The following is a 21,503-nucleotide window of genomic DNA, read 5'->3' as shown; positions in this document are numbered from 1 at the left end:
GTATCGCGGTCTGACTGCTTTGGCAAGTGCCGACTGGCGAGAGCGTTTGGCGTTTACAGGGTGGGGGATAGTGTCTACACTCGACGCAACAATAAAAAAAGATACATGTCCGGAGGAGCAACAATGTTCGATACAGTGATCCGTGGTGGCCGGGTGGTTGACGGTACAGGCCAGCCTGAGTTTGTTGGTGATATTGGAATCAAGGATGGCAAGATTGCCGCTGTGGGTGGCAAGCTGGGGTCTTCGACCCGGATAATCAATGCCGATGGTGCCATTGTGACGCCAGGCTGGGTGGACGTGCACACCCACTATGATGGGCAGGCAACCTGGGATCCCTATCTGAGCCCCTCGACCAATCACGGGGTGACCAGCGTGGTCATGGGTAACTGTGGGGTGGGGTTTGCCCCGGTTCGGGCTGACAGGCGAGACTGGCTCATCAGTGTCATGGAAGGGGTTGAGGATATTCCGGGGGCAGTCTTGTCAGAGGGTATCCAGTGGAGTTGGGAGAGTTTCCCCGGATATCTGGATGCTCTGGAAAAGCGGCCTTTTGCGCTCGATGTCGGTGCGCAGATTCCGCATGCCGCGCTCAGAGCATTTGTCATGGATGAGCGGGCAATCACGCATGACGAGGCTACGCCGCAAGACATCAGACGCATGGCGGATCTGGTCGAGGAGGGCATTCGTGCGGGTGCGCTCGGCTTCTCCACGACCAGAACATTGATCCACAAGTACGCGGGTCGCAAGTATCCACCGGGCACGTTTGCTTCGCAGGATGAAGTGGTCGGGATTGCCAAGGCAATGGGCCGTGCAGGGCATGGCGTCTTTCAGATGACGTCCAACCATCACCAGATGGAGTCCGAGATTCCCTGGTTGAGAAAAGTGGCCCAGGAAAATGGTCTGCCGGTTGCGTTTGCTCTGGTTCAGACGGACAACACCCCAGACACATGGGTTCGTCTGCTAGACGCGCTGGATGATGCCCGGCGCGATGGGTTGCCACTTTATGGTGCCATCAGTGGTCGACCTGCAGGCATTCTGATGAGCTGGCAAGGTTCGACTCATCCGTTCATCGGGCACCCTTTGTGGCCGGAACTGGCCAGTCTTGCCTGGCCGGAGCGTCTCGCCCAGTTGCGCAGGCCCGAGATCAAGGCCAGACTGACATCAATGCGGGAGCTTGCGCCATCGATCGAGAACGACAGCAGAATGCTATACATCACCCAGAGTTTCCAGAAGATGTTCGCCCTGGGTGATATACCGGAATACGAGCCAGCGCCGGAAACCAGCGTGGCGGCGATTGCCAATTCGACAGGTCGCTCGGAGCTCGACATCGTTTACGACATGCTGATGGAACAGGAGGGCGAAGCGATGGTTTATTTTCCGAGCTTTAACTACGCCTATCAGAACCTGGATCATCTTCACAAACTCTTGCAGCATTCCAACACCATGCTGAGCCTTGCAGATGGTGGCGCCCATTGTCACTATATCTGCGATGTGAGCATGCCAACCTACATGCTGACGCACTGGGTGCGTGACAGGTCAAGAGGCGATCGCCTTCCCCTTGAGTACATTGTGCGCCGCCAGTCCCAGGATACGGCCAGAGTTTATGGTTTGAATGATCGTGGCGTTCTTGCACCTGGCATGAAAGCAGACATCAATGTCATCGATTTTGACGCCTTGCAGTTGAAGTCACCGTATATGGCGTTTGACCTGCCGACCGGAGGCAAGCGGCTCAAACAAGAGGCTGACGGCTATATCGCTACCATGGTCTCAGGTCAGACGATCATGGAGAATGGTCAAGAGACGGGGTCATTGCCAGGCAAGCTCATCAGGGGGCCACAGCATTTGTCTTGACTGAGTGCGTGCCATCACAAGACTGGAGTGATCAGTAGGTCGCGTCAGTCTTGCCACGGCTGAGGCCTGCTTCGTTTGTTGTGCCTGAAGGGCCAGATGTTCCCTTGCTCCGAAGTGCGGTACGGACATCTCGCAGATAGTCGTGAAGCGAGTCGGGATGCGTTGCGTTGAGCATCAGATGAATACCCGGTGGTTCGGTCAGGTAACCGACTAGCCAGCCGTTTGCGGCCAGACTGTTGCCGACTGAGTGGACCTTGCTCTGGTCGTCGTTTCCCCAGGCCAGAATCGACAGTTTGGGGTCTCCCCAGATGTTGAACCCCATATCGCGCAGCCCATCCTGCAACGACTGCCTGCACGTTGTGATCTGTTGTGCCACCTTCTTGTAGCCATCAATTCCCAGAAAGTTCATGACCGCCCAGGCAGCGGCAATGGCGCCGCCCGGACGTGTCCCAACAAGGGTTTGTGTGTGGTAAGTACCTCTTGGCCAGCTGTCAAAGAAGTAGTCGGCGTGCCTCGCAAGCGTTGGGTCTGCAAAAAATAGTGTCGATGCGCCTTTCGCGGCGTAACCGTACTTGTGTAGATCGGCCGAAATTGAACTGACGCCTGAAACACTGAAATCGAATGGAGTCAGATCAACGCCTAACATGCGCACGAATGGCGCAAAATACCCACCTACACAGGCGTCCACATGCATCCAGATGTTGTGCTGTTCAGACAGCGTTGCCAGTTGATCGATTGGGTCAATGACGCCATGCGGGTAGGCGGGTGCGGATCCGACAATCATGGCTGTGTTGTGATTGATGTATCGTTCGAATACCGCTGGGTCAGCGCAAAACTCGCTCGAAAGTGGAGTCCTGATCGCCTTGAGTCCCATGAAGTGTGCAGCCTTGTCAAATGCTGGATGTGCACTTCTGGCCAGAAGGATCTCAGGCGTGCGTGACTGACCATGCCTGGTTTGAAACCGGTCTCGTGCTGCCTTGACTGCCATGAAGATGCTTTCAGTTCCACCGGTCGTCATGAAGCCGGTTGCCGAAGCGGGTGCGTTCAATAGCCCAAGTCCCATGTCTATCACATCACGTTCCAGCTTTTCCAGGCTCGGAAACGCGCGTTTGCCCAGCCCGTTTTCGCTGAAGTACATGGTGTAAGCCTGTTTTGCGATCGCGAGTGCCTGTTCGCCAGCGTAGTGGACAAACACGGCGGCTTTGCCGTGCTTCCAGTCGATATCGTTGGACTTGAGGCAATTCAGCTCTTTTTCGAGGACTTCCCATGGTGTGCCTGACACAGGCATCTGGTAGCGCTCGCCAGGCTCCATACTCTGATTCTGTCTGTTATTCACGGTATAGCCCTGCCTTTACGGATACTCGACCGGGCGACGTTCACGATCACGAAAAGCGTGAGCAACAGGAAACCCAGCGAAATCGGCTTGGTGACAAAGGTCGTGAAGTCGCCACTCGACATCATGAGTGCCAGCCGCATCGATTGTTCCCACTGTGGCGTCAGCACGAACGCAATGATCAGCGGGGGCAATGGAATATCAAGCTTGATCATGATGTAGCCGATCAGGCCAAACAACAGCATGACCCAGACATCCATCAGTGAGTAGTTCGTGCTGTAAGCACCGATGATGCAAAGCATAAGCACGATCGGCATGATGATCGCCTGCGGCAGCAATGACATTCGTCTGAATGCGGCGATCGACGCCCTGCCCACGAAATAAAGGGCTACGACCGATAGCAGTAGCAGCCCGAAAATCGTAAAAACGAACTCTCTGTTGTTCTGGAAAATAAGGGGCCCCACATGGATGCCGTGCACCGTCAGCGCACTCATCAGGATCGCCGTCACGACGTCGCCCGGGATGCCTAGTGTCATCATTGGAATCAGAGCGCCACCACACACAGCGTTATTGCCGGATTCAGCGGCAGCGAGCCCCTCGATGGATCCCTTGCCAAACTCCTCGGGGTTTTTTGAGCGGCGTCTGGCGACAGCGTACGACAGATAGGCAGCTGTGGTCGAGCCTGTTCCCGGTAACGCGCCAATGGCAGTACCAATCACGCTACTGGTCAGAAAGTTTGGTGTGCATCGCTTGATGTCAGGCAGTGTCGCCACGTTGTCAGAGGGTGTATTCGGAGCCGGGAGCAGAGCTCCTTTGTCGTGTTTGACAATTTGCTCGGCCTGTTTGAGTATCTCGGCCATTGCAAACAACCCGATGACCATTGGAATGATTTGTAGCCCGTCATCCAGTGCAATGAAACCGAAAGTGAACCGTGTCAGCCCGGCGACATTGTCCATGCCGATCGTGCCAAGCAACATACCGATCCCCGCTGCGATCAGGCCTTTCAGTAGTGAATTGCCAGAAAGTGCAGCGATCACGGTCAGGGCGAACAGCAGAAGGGAGGCCAGTTCGGTCGGACCAAACTTCAGTGCAATGGCGGCGAGCGGTTGTGCAAGAATGCACAGAAAGAATATGCCGATTGCATCACCGATGACTGATGCAATCAGTGCAATGTTCAACGCCTTTCCAGACTGCCCTTTTAGTGCGAGCGGATACCCGTCAAGCGTTGTTGCAGCGGCAGCGGGTGTACCGGGCGTGTTGATCAGAATCGCCGATATTGAGCCGCCATAGGTGCCCCCCTTGTAGATGCCCAGCATCAGTGAAATCGCGACCAGTGGTCCAAGCGAATAGGTCAGGGGGATTGCGAGTGCGATTGCCATCGCCGGCCCAAGACCGGGCACCACGCCGATGACAACGCCGACAATCACGCCCAGAATGGACGATAGAAGCAAAGAAAACTGCCATGCCTGGGAGAACCCGCTACTCAGATCCGCAAACCATTCGATCATGAAGTTTCCTTGTGAGGCAATCCCTAGAAGAGAAGGGTGTCTGGCAGGGGCACCTGCATGAGTTTGTGGAAAAAATAGTAGAGCAACACGGAGGTGAGGATAGAGATGATCACGACCAGCCTCTTTCGGCGCTCCCCGCTAAAGACCATCGCGGCTGCGAGTGCCAGAATGGTCGAAACGATGTACCCCATGTAGGTCAGGCCAAGCGTGTACAAAACTGCCAGTGTGGTCAGCATGGCAACTCGTTTGTAGCGATGTCCTGGTGACTCGTGGCTTGGCGCTTGCTCGTACGAAGATGTCCGATGCATCGTTCGCAAGGACGTGATCGTCAGTGCCAGTCCCGTAATCAGAAGGAACCCACCCACCATGAACGGGAGGGTTCTTCCCGACACAAAATCATAGCCGTCCGAGTCAGGCTGAACCTGATAGGGAATGAGCGCCAGATACAGACCGGCGAGCAATACCGTTCCCATTCCAATCAGGAAATCTCGTTTCAACATCAGCACCCTTGCAGTCGAGGAATAGGGAATGAATCAGATGGAAACCGAATTCACTCCGCGTTCATCAGACCAGCATCGACGAGCCCCTTGACAGCCATAGCTTCAGTCTGCACGGCATGTCTGGTTTCTGCCTGGTCGCGCCACAAGGGGTTCCAGCGCAGCGACTTCAATACTTCCAGGTACTTCGGTGATCCTGCTGCGACTTTCAGCGCGGACTCCAGTTTGTCGACAACAGCCTGAGGAGTGCCGTTGGGGGCAGCAACGATGTACGTGACACCCGATTCAGCGTTTGGAAATCCCAGCTCTTTCAGGGTTTTGACACCGGGGTAAAAGTCACTGGGCTGGCCTGTCAGGGCGATTGCCTTCAGGGAATCGTTGAAGTTGTCCGTGATCAAACTGTCAGCATGGCCTCCGAGCACGGCAGCGACGGTTGGTGGTCCGCCGTTAAACGGGAGCGACTTGAGCTTGATGTCGGCCGCTTCGGACATGCGCAGCACGATCGTCTGGTACAAACCGGCCCGCCCAATGATTGCCACACTTACTTCGCCTGGCTTGGCTTTAGCGAGGTCCACAAAGTCCTGGAATGTCTGGATTTGCTTGTTGTTCTTGTCGACACCAATGTAGGTGGTCGGAGCAGCGATCGATGCGATATATGTGGGGGTGTCCCACTGGAAGCTCAGTTTGCGAGTCTGGGTGGGAACCGTGATGGAGGATTGTGCACTGACAAGAAGGGTGTATCCATCAGGTTTGCTGCTTAGCATTTTCTGTGTGCCCGTCACGCCTCCCGCGCCTGGGGAAGGTGTAACTGCAACCGATTGTCCCAGTTCTTTCTCCAGCGCCTCAGCCAGAACGCGAACGGATACGTCTGCGTTGCCACCTGCCGGATAGGGAACGATTAGCGTGATCGGGCGAGTAGGGTAATTGTCGGCTGCGTGTGCGCTGGTAATGCCCGCAGTCAGACAGCAGGCGACAGCAATTGCTGTGGCGATGTTCTTCATATGTCTCCTCCTGGATCTGGAATGGGAATTTTTGTCGTTATAGGTATCGATATTCTTGTGCGTATTATCAGAGTGTGTCGAGACGTAACCCCGATGTGCATCAATCCTAGACAGCAGGTATCAGCCTGTCAACAAGTAGATACCAGTGCGTGGCACCGTCTGGTGCCCTGTGACTGGACCCGATTGAGTGCTTCACTCGCTCTGGCTCAAGACCCGGTCTACTGGATTACGGTCAATCGAATCAGTTCCTGAACTCGCCATCCAGATAAAACCAGTGGCCATCCACTTTCTCAAAGCGGCTGACTTCGTGGAGTCGCTGTGCACGTCCTTGCGGGTTGCGCACTCGCGCCACAAACTCGACCGTTGCATGGAATTGATCCGACTGCTCATGCTTGACGATCTTGAGACCGAGCCATTGCGTTCCCGGTTCGTTGGGCTCAATGAAGGGAGGTCGGCTCTTCGGATCCCATGTCTGCAGCAGATAGTCGGTGTCGTCGAGCACAAACGCGCAGTAACGGGATCGCATTAGTCTTTCCGCATCTGGCGCTTGCAGATGCAAAGAGCCACGGTGGTACTGACCACAACACTGTTCGTAGTGCGTATGACTGCCACAAGGACAAGAGTTGACTGAAAGTGATCGAATGTTGGTGGCCATGGTGCATGCAGAGGTGTTGGTGTTGCAGTTGCCGTCAATATGCCATATCGAATGCGCCGATCGACTTTTCAAAGATATTTGCGCAGGAACAATCCCTGTTTGAGCAGTGACACTCAGAGAGGATAGGGTGTTCTGGATTCTTTGCCTAAGGGATTTTACTAATTTATGCAATAAAAGTTGCTTTTCCTGTTGATTTGCAATTTGCTATGCACTTATGATTGCATTAAGACTGGTTACGCAAATATTCTTGCATCAGCCTGACTCTCAAACAATCCCCTTTGAGGAGACACCATGAAATCATTCGTCAAACATCTGGCAGTTGTTGCTGTCACTGCCACAGCCCTGTGCGGTCAGGCCGCCGTGGCACAGACCAAGAGCGACCCACTACTCGTCGCGGTCGACACCGCATTCGTACCTTTTGAATTCAAGGAAGATGACAAGTACGTTGGTTTCGACATTGATATGTGGGATGCCATCGCCAAAGACCTGAACCTTGAGTACGAGCTGCGCCCGATGGATTTCAACGGCATTCTGCCTGCGCTGCAAACCAATAACGTTGATGTCGCACTTGCCGGCATCACCATTACAGATGAGCGCAAGAAAGCAATCGACTTTTCTGATGGCTATTACGACAGCGGGTTCCTGATCATGGTGCCGGTCGACAGCGACATCGAGGGTGCAGAGGATCTTGCTGGCAAGTCACTAGCCTTGCGAATGGGCACATCGGCTGCCAATTATGCACGAGAGCATTTCAAGGATACCGAGAAGCGACTGTTTCCGAATATTGACAACGCATACCTTGAACTGCAGACCGGGCGAGTTGATGCCGCTATGCATGACACGCCAAACGTTCTGTATTACATCAACAAGGCAGGCCAGGGACGGGTCAAGGCTGTTGGCAAGCAAATGATGGCCCATGAGTACGGCATTGGGTTCCCCAAGGGTAGTCCGCATGTCGAGCAGGTCAACGAGGTCCTGGAGAAGATGCGTGATGATGGTCGATACGAAGAGATCTATGTGAAGTGGTTCGGAACGACTCCGCCTGCTCGCTGATCCGTAACCCCCAGATATAGGGAGGAGACAAAATGGAATTCGACTGGTCTGTCGTCAGCAACAACATTCCGGCTCTGCTGGAAGGTGCCAGGCTGACAGTATTCATCACAGTTGTTGGTCTGGCCGGCGGCATGGCTGTCGGCCTGTTGTTCGGGCTGATGCGTGCGTACGGCAATTCGCTGGTCAACGGCATCGCATTCATCTACGTCGAACTGGTCCGCGGCACGCCGATCGTGGTGCAAGTGATGTTCATCTACTTTGCCTTGCCGGTGGTGATGGGCATACGGGTCGATGCATTGACTGCTGCTATCACCGCCGTAATCGTCAACTCGGGTGCTTATATTGCGGAGATTGTGCGCGGCTCGTTTCTGTCCGTTCCAAAGGGTTTGCGTGAGGCCGGCCTCGCTCTGGGCATGCCGGTCTGGCGAGTGCTGGCGTTCGTGGTGGGGCCCGTCGCGTTTCGCAGGATGACACCCCCACTGGGTAACCAGTTCATCGTCAGCCTGAAAGACACCTCGCTCTTTATTGTGATTGGCGTGGGTGAGCTGACCCGACAAGGGCAGGAGATCATGGCCGCAACGTTTCGCGCAGTCGAGATCTGGTCTGCCGTTGCCATCATCTACCTGATTCTGATTGGCACCATGACCGCCATCTTGCGAATCATCGAGAAAAGGATGCGCATCTTATGAGCATGATCGAATTCAAATCCGTATCCAAGTCCTTCGGTGCCAACGTTGTGCTCGACAAGGTCGATCTGAGTATCGATCAGGGAGAGGTGGTCGTTCTGATCGGGCCCTCTGGGTCTGGCAAATCCACGCTGTTGCGGTGTATCAACGCACTTGAGGAAATCAACGGTGGAGATCTGATCGTTGATGGAATCAACGTACGTGCAGGAAAGGCCAAAGTGCGCGAGATTCGGCTTGAGGCTGGCATGGTATTCCAGCAGTTCAATCTGTTTCCTCAGCTGACTGCGATCGAGAATGTGGCATTTGGCCCGCGTCAGGTCAGAGGCATGAGCAAGACCGAAGCCGTGAAGCTGGCCGCTGAGTTGCTAGCCAAGGTTGGTCTGGCAGAACGCATGAACAACTTTCCGAATGAGCTTTCCGGGGGACAGCAGCAACGCGTGGCCATCGCCAGGGCACTGGCTGTCAAGCCCAAGGTCATGCTGTTTGACGAGCCAACCTCCGCGCTTGACCCTGAGCTTCGTCAGGAAGTCTTGCGAGTCATGCAGGCCTTGGCTGAAGAGGGCATGACCATGGTCGTGGTTACCCATGAGATTGGCTTTGCCCGTCAGGTCGGAACCCGGCTCATCTTTATGGAGAATGGCCATATTGCAGTCGATGGCCCACCGCGTGAGCTGATAGACAATCCGCCTAACCAGCGTCTGAAGGAGTTTCTGCAGCATGTCGAATGATCGGTTTGCACTGGCCGCAATCGAGTTGAGTGGCACCCCGTTTGAGGTCGGCCAGCAACTCGGAGAGTTTGGCAAGGACGTTGTGCACAGGTATCTGGTGCACAGCGAGTCGTGGGCAACAGTGATGCAATGGCGAGGTCATGCACGAGTCCAGGAAATGGCCCGGTTGACGCGCGAGCGATTGCCAGCGATCTGGCAGGAAATTGAAGGCCTGGCGCAAGGCCTGGCGTTGCCGCTCGATGATGTGTTTCTGTGGAACTGCCGTGGAGATGTCTGGGCCATGGCGCCAGATGGGTGTACGTCTGTCATGATGCCATCCGATGTCAGCCCCAGACTGTCACACAACGAGGATGGTGACCCAGGGTTTGCCGGGCACTGTGCTGTCGCGACGGTCCGAAGGTCTAAAGGTTCTGCGTTTGCAGCATTTGTTTACCCTGGTTCGATACCGGGGCACACGTTCACGGTCACCGACCACGGACTGGCGATGACCGTGAACAATCTTCGCTGCAGTCACGTTGGAGCAGGTCTGCCAAGAATGGTCCTGGCGCGTGCTGTGCTCGAGAAGGGTTGTGCTGCCGATGCGATCGATATGTTGCGCCAGTTGCCGCGCGCCGGTGGGTTTCATCTTGCGCTCGCAGACCGGCAAACACGTCAGGTTTACAGCGTCGAATTCAGCGCCCATTTCTGTTCAGTCACACAGGTCGTCGAGGTGTCAGTGCATGCAAACCATGCGATTCATCCCCAGACCCGTGACTATCCACAGGTCATCACCGGGTCGTCCGGGATGCGCCAGATTCGCGGCCAGCAGATGGTTCGTGAGGCGCTTGAGGCGGACAGGGAGGTTGATCCGGTCGAGATTCTGACTGATCAGGATCACTCGCGGTTTACGATATGGCGAGAAGACCCGAATGACGACGATCGTGAGAACACGGTTGGCAGTGCGGATATCCGGATCCACTCAGACCATATCGAGTGGGTGGTTCGTACCCGTCGGGATGGACCAGTGAGCCTGGCATTCAGAGATGCCCATCAAGTGAGTTGAAACAAGCCATGACCAAGCTAGCGGCAAATGCTGAACCTCCCCGCACTTTGCAGTCTCTGCGCGAGTTGGTGGTGCGTATTGGAAGGGCCGAGTCCCCGATCTCGCTGGGCGTCAAGGCGCGCAACGTGTTGGCACGTCTGGTCGAGCAGCCCGAGGAGGTCGCCACACGCAGCATCACTGATCTGGCCGTGCGGCTCGATGTCAATGCCTCCACGCTTTCTCGCCTTGCGCGCAGTCTCGGATACACCGGATTTGCCGAGTTTCAGGGCGTGTTTCGGGCCACGGTTACGCAGAGTCACCAGCGTTTCTACAGCGAACAGGGCCAGCGACTGATCGGGCAGCAGATACCTGAGGACGACTATCTGGGGGTGGCTGTGCAATTGGCCAGCGAATCAATCCGCAATGTTGACGCGTTTCTATCCCGACTGGATGCAACCGAGCTTCGCGGGGCTGTCACTTTGCTGGCAAGTGCACCGCGGGTGCGGCTGTTTGGTGTGCGGCAGATTCACTCGGTCGTGACGTTACTTTGCTACGGCCTTGGTCTGGTTCGCCGGGATGTTTCGATGCTTGACGGACCAGGCCGAGGCATCGCCGAGTCGCTTGCGCAGATGCGCAAGGGGGATGCATTGGTTGTATCAAGCGTGTCCCCATATAGCCGCCGGGTCGGAGAAGTGAGCCGGGTCGCCGCCCAGGCGGGTATTCATGTGATTGCCGTTACGGACTCACTTGCTTCACCCCTGGCAACGCATGCCCGCTACAGTTTTCTGATCTCGCATGAAAGCAGTTATATCAGCAACAGCATGGGCGCTTACGTGGTCTTCTGTGAGTCACTGGTCAATCTGGTTGCTCGCGAACTCGGACCGAAGGCCCTCGAGGCGTTGGAAAGACATGAGCATTTTATCGAAGCACTCAATATCGAAATGCGCTAGTCGCATTCACCAGCACGGGATGTGAACCCGCCCGTGTCTCTCTGAAACTGGCAGAAACGAACTTCTGCCCGGGTATCTCTATATGCCGGGTAGGGCAAGTTGCAACCTGGTCACCCCGAACACTTATCTGAAGGAGCGCATTGCATGGACAGTAGCAGCCAGGAAGGGCCAAACATCATTTACGAACTGCGGGATGGAATTGCGGAGATCCGGCTGAACCGTCCGCATCGACTGAACGCGGTCACGCAGGATCTTTATGACGAGCTCAATGAGGCGTTGACTCGGGCCGAAGAGGATAAAAAGGCCAGGGTAGTCCTGATCACCGGAGAGGGCCGGGCGTTTTGTGTGGGGGCCGATCTCAAAGCCCACAAGCAAGGGCGGACAGCCTTTGATCGACGACAGTACCTCAAAGGTGAGCAGGATGTCTGCCGCCGTTTGCTGCACATGCAGACCCCGGTGATTGCAGCCGTCAATGGGTATGCACTGGGCGCCGGAGCCGAGATCGCGATCGCTGCAGACTTCATGCTGATGGCACATAGTGCCCAGATCGGTCTGCCCGAGATTTCGATTGGCAACTTCCTCGGCGGTGGTGTGACCTGGCTGTTGCCTCGGCTTGTAGGACTGGCCAAGGCGCGGGAGCTGGCGTTCCTGGGTGAGCGTATTCGTGGTGAAGAGGCCGTGCGAATCGGACTGGCCAATCGTGTGCTGCCTGATGACGGGTTCCTTGAGCAAGCACGGGCGTTTGCGGCCAGAGTGGCCAGCAAGGCACCGTTTTCCATGCAACTGGCCAAGCAGCAGCTCAACATGTCGGCCGAGCGCACCTTGGATGCCTGCCTGACTGCGGAGCTTGAGGGCATGATGTTTGTGAGCACGACCCGCGACTGGCAGGAGGGGGTCGATGCTTTCTCGGAGAAGCGTGCGCCTGTATTCAAGGGCGAATGACTGTAGTCAGATCAGGCGCGACATTGTTTGAGTGCGTGTGGGGCGGGAGAAAGGACGATGGGACAAGTGAGCAGGAATGAAAGTGAGTTACATGCGTTTCTGGCACCAGATTCAATAGCGATCATTGGTGCGTCGGCGGATCCAACCAAGCGTGGCTACAAGGCCATGGTTGGACTGATCAAAGGTCATTACACGGGCCGTGTCTATCCGATCAACCCGAAAGTTGACGAGATACTCGGGGTGAAGGCGTATTCCAGCCTTGGGGAGGTGCCGGGTTCGGTGGATCTTGCGGTGATCTGCACGCCAGCGGCGACGATTCCAGGCATTCTGACCGAGTGCGCAAAGATAGGGGTCAAGGGTGCGGTCATCCTTGCTGCGGGGTTTCGTGAAACTGGCGCGCAGGGCGCAGCACTCGAGGAGGAGGTGCTAAGAGCGGCAAGAGCCGGTGGCGTGAGGATCATCGGGCCGAATACGTCGGGCATGTTCAATCTGCACAAACACGTAAATTTGCTGGACCTGCGTGACACCAAGGCGGGCGACATTGGCTTTATCTCCCAGTCTGGAAACATGTTGCTGGCACTGGTGCTTGAAGCCCAGTACAACGACTATGTCGGGTTCTCCACCTATGTAGGGCCTGGCAATCAGACTGATATCGGGTTTGATGATTATCTGCGTTATCTCGGCGAGGATGAACACACCCGGGTTGCTGCCTTGTACGTCGAGGGATTTAGCGACGGTCAGAAGTTTCTCCAGGCAGCACGCGACATCACTCCGGTCAAACCTGTGGTGGTCTACAAGTCGGGCGCGACTGAAATGGGTAAGAAGGCAGCGAGTTCCCACACCGGGGCACTTGCCGGCAGTTACGAGATGACCGTTGACTTGCTCAGGCAGGTGGGTGTGACGGTCGTACGTCAGTCAGACCAGATTCTGCCGGTTGCCGAAGGTCTTGCATTGATGCGCCAGAGCGCGGGCAAGCGGGTGGCCGTCATCTCAGACGGAGGTGGTCAGGCGACCATCGCATCGGACCGTCTGTCCGATGCAGGCCTGTCGCTGGCCGAGTTGTCGGAACACACGCGACAGCGTCTGTCAGAAATTCTGTTTGACCAGGCGTCGCTGGTCAATCCGGTCGACGTGGCTGGTACGTCCGATGCGGACCCGGAGGTGCTGGCGCGATGTCTGGAGATCGTGTCGCAGGACGAGAACGTCGATGCCCTCTTTCTGGTGGGGATGTTTGGTGGGTACCACACCCGGTTCGCAGAGTCACTACTTGGTGCGGAGATGCGTGCGGCGCAGGCAATGGTCGATCTGGCCGGCGCGTGTCACAAACCGCTCGTGGTCTACAGTTTGTACGCACCAATCAAGCCACCGCCATTGCGCAGCATGCACGAAGCAGGATTGCCCGTGTACGCGTCGATTGAACAGGGAGTCAAGGTGTTGCAGGCGCTTGCCGAGCGCGGGCTCTATCTCCAGGATCAGGATGGACAGCCTGTCGAGGATGCAGTCAGGCCAGACGATGCAGTGAAGGCCATGTTTGAACAGACGCGTCAGGACAACAGGGATCTGTTCGAATACGAGGCCAAGTCCGTTCTGCGAACTCATGGGGTAGGTGTTGCGCCAGAGGTGGTCGTGCGCAGTTCGGAGCAGCTTGAATCGGTTGCCCGCCAGTTCGGAAATCAGCCGCTGGCGATGAAGATTGTTTCGAAAGATATCTTGCACAAATCCGATGCAGGTGGGGTCAGGCTCAATCTGACCGGAATGGCAGACTTGCTGGAGGCGTATGAAGACATCATGGCTCGCTGTCGGGCGTACAGCCCTGATGCCGACCTTCACGGCGTACTTGTCACGCCGATGGTGCGCAAGGGAACCGAGGTGATTGTCGGGATGGTTCGAGACCCGATATTCGGGCCAGTGCTGATGTTCGGGTTGGGTGGCATTTTTGTGGAGGTGCTGGAGGATGTGGCATTTCGTGCGATCCCCTTGTCCCGGACGGATGCCCGGATGATGGTCTCTCAGATACGGGGGCGCAAAATACTTGACGGAGTGCGAGGCGAGCCCGGCGTTGACCGGGAGGCACTCGTTGATCTGTTGCTGAAGGTGTCGTCCATCGTGGCTGCCTATCCTCAGATCCGCGAACTGGACCTGAATCCTGTCATCGCTTATCCGGACGGTTATGCTGTGGTCGATGCACGCATCATTGTCGAGCCCAGCGGGCCATGAAAAGGAGAGAATACAAATGCAATTGCCAGTCACCAACGATGCCCTTTTAACCCTCGAGAACCGGGTTGCGACCCTGACGCTCAACCGGCATGATGTGCGCAACGCGCTTACCGGAACCGGTCTGATTGACGACATCGTCAACGTGGCTGAATGGATCAACCGGTGCGACGATGTATCGGTGTTGATCATCACCGGGGCGGGATCGGCCTTCTCGGCCGGAGGCAATATCAAGGACATGGCCGAGCGGGGTGCAGATTTTGCGGGGACGGTGGCAGAGGTCGAGGCACGTTATCGCCGCGGCATTCAGCGTATTCCAATCGCGTTGCAACAGGTGGAGGTGCCCATCATTGCCGCGGTCAACGGTCCTGCGATCGGTGCAGGATTCGATCTGGCGAACATGGCGGATGTTCGTATTGCGTCGACCAAAGCCAAGTATGGAGAAACATTCCTGAATCTCGGAATTATTCCGGGTGATGGTGGCGCCTGGTTTATGCAGAGGTTGATAGGTTACCAGCAGGCATTCGAGTTGACCCTGACAGGACGGATTGTCGACGCTGAGGAGTCGAAGAAGATCGGTATCTCGCTCGAAGTGGTTGAGCCTGAAGCACTGATGGACCGTGTCAGCGAAATGGCCCGACAGTTTGCTGCGCAACCGCCCAAGGCCGTGCGTCTGACCAAGCGCATGATGAAGATGGCGCAGCGTATGGAGCTCAAGGACTTTCTGGATCTTTGTGCGACCTTCCAGGGCATGTGTCACAACGAGCCTGAGCATCTTGATGCCGTCAATCGTGTGATTGCTATGACACAAAAGCGTTGATCAGCGTATTGCCCGCAGGTGACCGCGCGATTCAACCCTCGCAGTGCCGATGATGTCATCGGATCGTAAGCGCTAAAATGCCGGGAGAGCGGAGTCGATCAGATCTTCTGATGGACTCCGTATGATACTTTCGGGCCCGATTAAAGGAGACCAGAATTGAACGCGAGAATCCGTCCTGTATTGGCAATGATTTGCGGGGTGTTTGTGATCGGACTGGCTGGATGCCAGGAAGAGGAAGGTCCGGCAGAAAAAGCCGGAAAAGAAATCGACAAGGCAGCCTCCCAGCTTGGAGACAGTGTTGAGAAGCTCGGTCAGGATATCCAGAAAGCAACGAACTGAGTCAACGATATCCGGGTCGGGAAGCGCCTGCCGATGCATCCCGACCGGCAAGGCGATTCAGGCTGACCCAGACCGGTTCAGGTAGGTGAAGGCTCTGGCAGAAACCTCTCCTCGAAACACTTGGCCGATAGAGGCGGGCTGAGCAGGTAACCTTGGGCGGCCGTACATCCCTTTGCAAGCAAGACCTTTCGCTGGGCCTCTGTTTCCACGCCCTCGGCAATCAGCTGATACTGCAGTTTTTTTCCAAGCGCGATGATGGCTTCAACCAGTGTGGAGTCTTCATTGGCGCTGTCGAGTTGAGCCACGAAATGTTGATCGATCTTGATCACAGATGCTGGCAGCTCCTTCAGGTAGGCCAGGCTTGAATAGCCCGTCCCGAAGTCATCTATGTAGAGGGTGAGTCCCATTTGCTGGATCGTTCTCAGGTTTTTAAGAACAACGGGTACAGGTTCGGTCCAGAGTTCCTCGGTGAGCTCGATGCCGACAGCCTGTGCCGGTAGGTTCAGTTTCTTCAGCATCCGGGCGAGCTCACTCGCCCAGTCCTTATGCCGGATGTCATCCGTATTCTGGTTGATTGATACGCGCCAGTCCGGCTTCCACCGGCCTTGAGCGTGCCATGCTGATACTTGTCTGAGGGTGGCGTCCAGCACCCAGTGGTCGATGGCGCCCATCATCTTGCTCGCTTGCGCGACGGGCAGGAACTCTCCTGGAGAAAGCAGGCCCATGGAAGGGTGCTGCCAGCGAACCAGCGCCTCTGCGCCGATGACATCAAGCGTTTCAAGATCGAATACAGGTTGCAGGAATACTCGCAACTCGTTATTCATCAGCGCATCGGCGAGCTCACGGCGCAACGTGAAGGTGCGCTGATTTGCTTGCTCAAGATCGGCCGAGTACGCACGAGCCTGGTTACGCCCTTTGTGCTTGGCTGCATACATCGCCTGGTCGGCATGTTTGAGTAGTTCCTGTCCCGAGTCACCATCCTCCGGAAACATCGCTATGCCAATTGACGCCTGGGGACGATAGTTGATGAAACTGTCCAGCAATAGTGGGTAGTGGACATGCTGGAGAATCTGATGGGCGATCACGATCGCTTCGTCGCGTGAGGTTGCCGGCAGCAGGATGGTGAACTCGTCACCGCCCAGACGAGCCACAATGTCTGATGTCCGGGTCGCTTCGCCAAGGCGGTGAGCAATCTGCACCAGCAAGTGGTCGCCCATGTGATGGCCCAGAGAATCGTTGACTTCCTTGAAGTGATCAAGATCCAGAAACAGCAGTGCGAACGACGGATGATGTGTACCCGCCTTGCCGATTTCATCGTCAAGTTGTTCGAGGAATTTCTTACGGTTGGGCAGGCCGGTCAGCGTGTCTGTGTTGGCAAGTAGCCGGATCTTTTCATTCGCCTGTCGAAGGTCAGTGATGTCTGTCTGGACAGCCAGGTAGCCCAGCAGATGGCCGTCCTCCTTGAACATGGCGCTGATGGTCGACCAGACGACAAACTCTGTGCCATCGGATTTTCGGTTGACGAGTTCTCCGCTCCAGTGTCCATTCTCGAGAATATTTCGCCAGATTTCTTCGTACTGGCGGGAGTCCTGGTGTCCAGAGTGAACCAGACTCAATTTCTTTCCCAGCACCGCCGCCTCAGAAAACCCGGTGATTCTCTCCCAGCCAGGATTGACTCTTGTGATACGACCCTGTGCATCGGTCAGGACGATGGCTTCGCGAGTGTTCAGAAAGATGGCTTCGCTGAGTTTCTGAAGTCGCAGGGACTCATTTGGACCCGTCATGTCACGCGAGATGCTCCCGATCCCGTAGAGTCTGGATGATTCGTCCAGCAATGGGAACTTGTGCGTATCGAGCTCGAATGTCCCGTTCCGAAGGTAAACTGCCTCGGACATCCGCATGGATTCTTGTGTGGCTTGAATCTGGTTCTCGGCTTGGACGTGTTCGATGGCATTTCGCAACGGCAGAAGATACTCGAGTCGACGTCCGATCACTTCACTGGCGGGTTTGTCGATCACACTCAGATAGGCAGGGTTGGCGTAGATCACTCGTCCGCCAGGATCGGTGGCGAACACATAGTCGGTTGAGCCCGCCAGCAACGCCGGCGCGATCGGTTCTGCTGTTTCCAAGGTGGAGGTCTTCTCTGCATCGAGCTTTGTCAGCACGACCAACGCCAGTGATGCGCCTGCCTCTCCTGACAAATGGGTGATCTGGGCATGGCAGGCGATGATTTCAGTATGGCCTCTCTTGCCTTTGATCCGGGCGTCGAGTGACTTCTTGGACAGAATGGACTGGCGCACCATTCCTCTTAGCAACTCGATATCGTCCACAACTAGAAAGTGCTGTAGCACGTAGGGCTCGCCCGACACATCAGGGCGTGACGTACTGTCAGTCGTCCGGGTGATCAACTGGTGTGCAGCCAGATTTGCAAAGCGGACTTTGAGCTGGTCATCCACGATCAGTGCGGCCACCGGCAGCATGAAAAGCGCCTGTCGGATGGCGTCGCTGATCATTCGCTCAGTCGGGGTGTGCCGACCTTGGTCGGAGAGGGCCGCTGTATCGAGCGACCTGATTAGGTCAGACGAGTCAGAGGAACGCTCTGCAGGCCGCTTGTCAACTACGTTACGAACCTTCTGTCGCAGTGCTTCAATCGGATCTTGCGGGTGGTTGCTCATAAGTCCGGTTGTTTTTGCTGGTAAGCGCCTGTGATATCAATGTGGCTGATCACCGCGCCAGACTGGTCGCTGTGCAGACGGTTGGCGTACATGATGAACCAGCGTCTGGTTTCAGGTGAGTGGCAAGGATACGTCATCTGAAAGTGTTCCGCCTGGCCCGTGAGAACCTTGCGTATGCCGTCATAAGCCTGGCGGGCTGCCGTATCGGTTTTGGCAGCATCCTGACATGCCTCAAGATAATTGTCCCCCGGCCCACTTCGCATCAGCGTGTCATTGCCATTGGCCTGACCAAACCGGATCCAGGCGTCGTTGACCATGACAATGTTACCGTTCTCGTCCAGTACCGCCACGCTCTCTGCCAGGGCGTCGACCACATTCTGGAGTCGCTCGACAGCCTGGTGTAGTTCAGTGATCTCGACCAGGCTGATGACCAGTCCCCGGGCTGCAGTAGATGGAATATTGTAGGGGAGCATGCGTATCACGAAATGACGCGAATCCAGTGTGCTGCTCACCCGTTTTTCCAGCATGGCACCGGTTTCAAGGGTGCGTGACAGGTCTTGCATCAACTCGGAATAGTCCAGAGAGTGGTTCAAGTCACCTAGCGGTCGCCCGAGATCTGTTTCACGGAGTCTGAAAATACTGGCAGCCTCTTCACTGAACCGAACCAGGGCGAGTGTCTCGTCAACAAACAGCGTACTGGTGGCCACCACCTTGGTCAGATTGTCCAGGTCCGCATTGATGCGATTCAGGATTTCGATCTTCTCCTGGTACTCGGCATTGACGGTGTTGAGCTCCTCGTTGACCGACTGCAATTCCTCGTTGGAGCTCTGGAGTTCTTCGTTGGAGGCCATCATCTCCTCGTTTGTGGCTTGCAGCTCTTCGTTTGCCGTCTCGAGCTCCTCGATGGTTGCCTGAAGATTCTCGCGTGTCATGGCTAGTTCATGCTCGAGTGCCTGGATTCGGTCAGCTGTTTCCTGGGAGACATCGACCGAGAGCCGATTCTGATCAGTGTCTGATGTATCGATCGTTTCGAACACCAGAAGCATGTAGTTGATACCATCCAGATCGCCAGCGGGAATGGCAGTGAGCCGGACCAGTTCGGGAGCAGGATGCGGTGGCTGCTCTTTGGCCAGGGGACCATGGAGTCGGATAACGTCAGACGATATCGCGTCGCTTTCGCGCGCGCATTTGAAAAATAGCGCTGAGACGATCGGAATCAGTGGCTCCAGCAGCATGCGCGAGATATCCAGTGAGACCTGGCCGTCGCGGATTCGGAGGAAAGGGGAAACATCTCCGTACACGTGCACGAGTTCATGCGCCGCATTCACGAGTACTGAAGGCGGTGGCCCAAAACTCTTGAGCAATGACTCGAATCCGATATCAATCGCACTTTTACTCAGTCTTGCGGGGCGAGGCTGCATGAGTCTCGGAGGTTGAACGCCTGTCCTGACCTGTGGACCCGACTGACGGTGCAGATCCAGTGGTGAGGTTGCCGTTCTCACTACCTGCCAGAGCTTGAATCGGGCGCTCAGGATCTTGAAGTCTGTACTCAGTTCCGCCAGAGACTCGCTGGGCCCGAGGAAAAGGTGTGCGTCCTGGGTGAGCGCGTAATGCAGACGGCGCAACGCGCTGGACTGGGCCTGGGGCTTAAAGTAGATAAGCGTGTTGCGGCACACAACCAGATCCATCCGGGTGAATGGCGGATCAACCAGCAAGTTGTGACGAGCAAAGACGACGGTTTGCCGGAGCTCACTCTTGACCACGTAGCGGTGGCCTCGCTTCTGGAAGAATCGACTCAGGCGTTCAGGGGATATTTCGGCTTCAATGGATTCCGGGTAGCTGCCGCTGGCTGCGTTCTCTACATTGATCTGATTAACGTCGGTTGCAAATATTTTCAGGCTTGGCCAGCGCTTCTGTTTCTCGAACGCTTCGAGAAACAGAAGCGCAATCGAGTAGGCTTCCTCGCCAGTCGATACTCCTGCACACCATACCCGAATTGGCTGACCAGACTGCCGGTTCGCAACCAGTGGAGCAATGATTTGTGACTCCAGAATGTCGAATGCATCGACATCTCTGAAGAAGCTCGTGACAGGAATCAGGATCTCATGACCGAGTGTCTGAGCCTCGGTGCGGTCGTCCTTGAGCAGTTCGAGATAGTCATGGACGTCAGATACCTGCCTGACCGTCATGCGTCGCTCGATGCGCCGCACCACTGTGGCAGGCTTGTACTCCCGGAAGTCTACCCCGGTCAGTTGATGCAGCAAGTGCAGAATTCCGGCCAGCGCCCCTTCGGACGTAGACTTGTCTGAAGTGACAGGGGCATCAGACCGGGTTGCAGCGCCAACGGATTCGAAAGCTCCCCTGAGTACATGCGCCATCAGTCGTGCTGGAATGGACTCAACGGGCAGAACCTCGTCGACCAGTCCTGTGGAAATGGCACTGCGCGGCATGCCGTCAAACGCTGCGTCGGAAGGCTCCTGTGCGATCGAGAAACCGCCCAGTTCGTTGATCGTCAATATGCCTCGCGTTCCATCCGACCCCGTGCCAGAGAGAATGACTCCTACACAGCGGTTGCCCCAGGTTCTGGCAGCCGACTGAAAGAACACATCGACTGGCAAGGTGTTGACGCGAGGCTCCTTGGGAGTGAGTCTCAGGCGATCGTCGTCGACGTGCATCAGGGAGCCGGGCGGGATCAGATGAATCCGGTTTGGCAAAAGCGGCATGTTGTCGTGTACCACGACCACTGACATGCGGGTGTGACGCGAGAGCAGGGTGTCCATCATGCTCTTGTAGTCAGGCGACAGGTGCTGGATGATGACAAATGCGGCACCCGAGTCGATCGCCAGTCCGGCCACCAGTTTCTCGAGTGCATCAAGTCCACCGGCTGATGCGCCGATTGCGATCAGGTATTCGGGACGAACAGGCGGTGCGTTTGCAGTTTGGTCGGGCTTGCGGTCTGTTTGCAGATTGGGTCCAGGCGACATTGAGTTCATGGCAGTTTGGCTGATCAGGTTGCCTCGCAGCTGACCGGGACCACTGTTGCTGGTCGAGTTCTTGTGTCAGGGCAGCTTTGCGTGCATTGTCTGTCTTTCGTTCGTGTCGGAGGTTGGGTATTAGCGGACACTAAAGTCCGGAGTTGAAGTGTCGCACAAAGGCAGATTGCCTTGAATTTTCGTCAGCTTAGCGTGCTACCTGCTGGAACAGATCGAAATCCTGAGGACGTTGAGGTTTTT

General features: G+C 56.0%; 17 protein-coding genes. 10 read left to right on the top strand and 7 right to left on the bottom strand.

Annotation, left to right across the window (positions count from 1 at the left end):
• Nucleotides 1-123 precede the first annotated feature (123 nt).
• Nucleotides 124-1,848: an N-acyl-D-amino-acid deacylase family protein gene (locus DBV39_RS12705; RefSeq protein ID WP_108621840.1), complete on the top strand. Its 1,725-nt coding sequence runs from the start codon at nt 124-126 to the stop codon at nt 1,846-1,848.
• Nucleotides 1,849-1,879: 31 nt separating this feature from the next.
• Here the strand turns inward: DBV39_RS12705 and DBV39_RS12700 are convergent, their stop codons facing one another.
• The 5 genes from DBV39_RS12700 to DBV39_RS12680 all read right to left on the bottom strand — a co-directional run bounded on the left by DBV39_RS12700 (nt 1,880) and on the right by DBV39_RS12680 (nt 6,842).
• Nucleotides 1,880-3,184, bottom strand: coding sequence for a pyridoxal phosphate-dependent decarboxylase family protein (locus DBV39_RS12700; protein WP_159078939.1), 1,305 nt, complete (start codon nt 3,182-3,184; stop codon nt 1,880-1,882).
• Nucleotides 3,181-4,689 (bottom strand): tripartite tricarboxylate transporter permease, encoded by a 1,509-nt coding sequence (locus tag DBV39_RS12695; protein ID WP_108621838.1) that lies wholly within the window; start codon nt 4,687-4,689, stop codon nt 3,181-3,183. The genes DBV39_RS12700 and DBV39_RS12695 overlap by 4 nt, the downstream gene beginning before the upstream one ends.
• Before the next feature lie 23 nt (nt 4,690-4,712).
• A complete protein-coding gene (locus DBV39_RS12690) occupies nt 4,713-5,189 on the bottom strand; it encodes a tripartite tricarboxylate transporter TctB family protein (RefSeq protein WP_108621837.1) in 477 nt (158 codons plus the stop codon).
• A 50-nt stretch (nt 5,190-5,239) separates the two neighbouring features.
• On the bottom strand, nt 5,240-6,187 hold the full coding sequence (locus DBV39_RS12685) for a Bug family tripartite tricarboxylate transporter substrate binding protein (protein WP_108621836.1): 948 nt from the start codon (nt 6,185-6,187) through the stop codon (nt 5,240-5,242).
• A 241-nt stretch (nt 6,188-6,428) separates the two neighbouring features.
• Complete coding sequence (locus DBV39_RS12680; protein ID WP_108621835.1) at nt 6,429-6,842, bottom strand: YchJ family protein; 414 nt, start codon at nt 6,840-6,842, stop codon at nt 6,429-6,431.
• A 291-nt stretch (nt 6,843-7,133) separates the two neighbouring features.
• Between DBV39_RS12680 and glnH the strand changes: the two genes are divergently transcribed.
• From glnH to DBV39_RS19535, 9 genes are all read left to right on the top strand, one after another.
• Nucleotides 7,134-7,895 (top strand): glutamine ABC transporter substrate-binding protein GlnH, encoded by a 762-nt coding sequence (gene glnH, locus DBV39_RS12675; protein WP_108621834.1) that lies wholly within the window; start codon nt 7,134-7,136, stop codon nt 7,893-7,895.
• 32 nt (nt 7,896-7,927) lie between these two features.
• Nucleotides 7,928-8,584 (top strand): glutamine ABC transporter permease GlnP, encoded by a 657-nt coding sequence (glnP, locus tag DBV39_RS12670; protein WP_108621833.1) that lies wholly within the window; start codon nt 7,928-7,930, stop codon nt 8,582-8,584.
• Nucleotides 8,581-9,309: a glutamine ABC transporter ATP-binding protein GlnQ gene (glnQ, locus tag DBV39_RS12665; RefSeq protein WP_108621832.1), complete on the top strand. Its 729-nt coding sequence runs from the start codon at nt 8,581-8,583 to the stop codon at nt 9,307-9,309. The genes glnP and glnQ overlap by 4 nt, the downstream gene beginning before the upstream one ends.
• Nucleotides 9,299-10,351, top strand: a complete 1,053-nt coding sequence (locus DBV39_RS12660) for a C45 family autoproteolytic acyltransferase/hydolase (RefSeq protein WP_108621831.1) — start codon at nt 9,299-9,301, stop codon at nt 10,349-10,351. The genes glnQ and DBV39_RS12660 overlap by 11 nt, the downstream gene beginning before the upstream one ends.
• Nucleotides 10,352-10,359: 8 nt before the next feature.
• Nucleotides 10,360-11,280, top strand: a complete 921-nt coding sequence (locus DBV39_RS12655) for a MurR/RpiR family transcriptional regulator (RefSeq protein ID WP_108623262.1) — start codon at nt 10,360-10,362, stop codon at nt 11,278-11,280.
• Between the two features lie 144 nt (nt 11,281-11,424).
• Nucleotides 11,425-12,222, top strand: a complete 798-nt coding sequence (locus tag DBV39_RS12650; RefSeq protein WP_108621830.1) for an enoyl-CoA hydratase/isomerase family protein — start codon at nt 11,425-11,427, stop codon at nt 12,220-12,222.
• A gap of 57 nt (nt 12,223-12,279) precedes the next feature.
• Complete coding sequence (locus DBV39_RS12645; protein ID WP_108621829.1) at nt 12,280-14,439, top strand: acetate--CoA ligase family protein; 2,160 nt, start codon at nt 12,280-12,282, stop codon at nt 14,437-14,439.
• A gap of 16 nt (nt 14,440-14,455) precedes the next feature.
• Entirely contained in the window at nt 14,456-15,256 is an 801-nt protein-coding gene (locus DBV39_RS12640) for an enoyl-CoA hydratase-related protein (protein WP_108621828.1), read from the top strand.
• A 156-nt stretch (nt 15,257-15,412) separates the two neighbouring features.
• Nucleotides 15,413-15,595, top strand: a complete 183-nt coding sequence (locus DBV39_RS19535; protein ID WP_159078938.1) for a hypothetical protein — start codon at nt 15,413-15,415, stop codon at nt 15,593-15,595.
• 77 nt (nt 15,596-15,672) lie between these two features.
• Here the strand turns inward: DBV39_RS19535 and DBV39_RS12635 are convergent, their stop codons facing one another.
• Together DBV39_RS12635 and DBV39_RS12630 are read right to left on the bottom strand one after the other, a co-directional pair.
• The gene (locus DBV39_RS12635; RefSeq protein WP_159078937.1) at nt 15,673-18,108 is read right to left on the bottom strand and encodes a sensor domain-containing protein; all 2,436 of its coding nucleotides are present in this window, start codon (nt 18,106-18,108) and stop codon (nt 15,673-15,675) included.
• A 158-nt stretch (nt 18,109-18,266) separates the two neighbouring features.
• Nucleotides 18,267-21,263: a CheR family methyltransferase gene (locus DBV39_RS12630; protein ID WP_108621826.1), complete on the bottom strand. Its 2,997-nt coding sequence runs from the start codon at nt 21,261-21,263 to the stop codon at nt 18,267-18,269.
• Nucleotides 21,264-21,503: the final 240 nt, after the last annotated feature.

Source organism: Orrella marina, assembly GCF_003058465.1.
Lineage (GTDB): Bacteria > Pseudomonadota > Gammaproteobacteria > Burkholderiales > Burkholderiaceae_B > Algicoccus > Algicoccus marinus.
The sequence above is the reverse complement of the archived record's forward strand: the minus strand, read 5'-3'. Positions and strand labels throughout refer to the sequence as shown.

Bases quoted from the DNA above. Each gene is read 5' to 3' on its own strand.
- DBV39_RS12705 (WP_108621840.1), top strand. From the start codon at position 124: ATGTTCGATACAGTGATCCGTGGTGGCCGGGTGGTTGACGGTACAGGC.
- DBV39_RS12695 (WP_108621838.1), bottom strand. From the start codon at position 4,689: ATGATCGAATGGTTTGCGGATCTGAGTAGCGGGTTCTCCCAGGCATGG.
- DBV39_RS12690 (WP_108621837.1), bottom strand. From the start codon at position 5,189: ATGTTGAAACGAGATTTCCTGATTGGAATGGGAACGGTATTGCTCGCC.
- DBV39_RS12685 (WP_108621836.1), bottom strand. From the start codon at position 6,187: ATGAAGAACATCGCCACAGCAATTGCTGTCGCCTGCTGTCTGACTGCG.
- DBV39_RS12680 (WP_108621835.1), bottom strand. From the start codon at position 6,842: ATGGCCACCAACATTCGATCACTTTCAGTCAACTCTTGTCCTTGTGGC.
- glnH (WP_108621834.1), top strand. From the start codon at position 7,134: ATGAAATCATTCGTCAAACATCTGGCAGTTGTTGCTGTCACTGCCACA.
- glnP (WP_108621833.1), top strand. From the start codon at position 7,928: ATGGAATTCGACTGGTCTGTCGTCAGCAACAACATTCCGGCTCTGCTG.
- glnQ (WP_108621832.1), top strand. From the start codon at position 8,581: ATGAGCATGATCGAATTCAAATCCGTATCCAAGTCCTTCGGTGCCAAC.
- DBV39_RS12660 (WP_108621831.1), top strand. From the start codon at position 9,299: ATGTCGAATGATCGGTTTGCACTGGCCGCAATCGAGTTGAGTGGCACC.
- DBV39_RS12655 (WP_108623262.1), top strand. From the start codon at position 10,360: ATGACCAAGCTAGCGGCAAATGCTGAACCTCCCCGCACTTTGCAGTCT.
- DBV39_RS12650 (WP_108621830.1), top strand. From the start codon at position 11,425: ATGGACAGTAGCAGCCAGGAAGGGCCAAACATCATTTACGAACTGCGG.
- DBV39_RS12645 (WP_108621829.1), top strand. From the start codon at position 12,280: ATGGGACAAGTGAGCAGGAATGAAAGTGAGTTACATGCGTTTCTGGCA.
- DBV39_RS12640 (WP_108621828.1), top strand. From the start codon at position 14,456: ATGCAATTGCCAGTCACCAACGATGCCCTTTTAACCCTCGAGAACCGG.
- DBV39_RS12635 (WP_159078937.1), bottom strand. From the start codon at position 18,108: ATGATCAGCGACGCCATCCGACAGGCGCTTTTCATGCTGCCGGTGGCC.
- DBV39_RS12630 (WP_108621826.1), bottom strand. From the start codon at position 21,263: ATGAACTCAATGTCGCCTGGACCCAATCTGCAAACAGACCGCAAGCCC.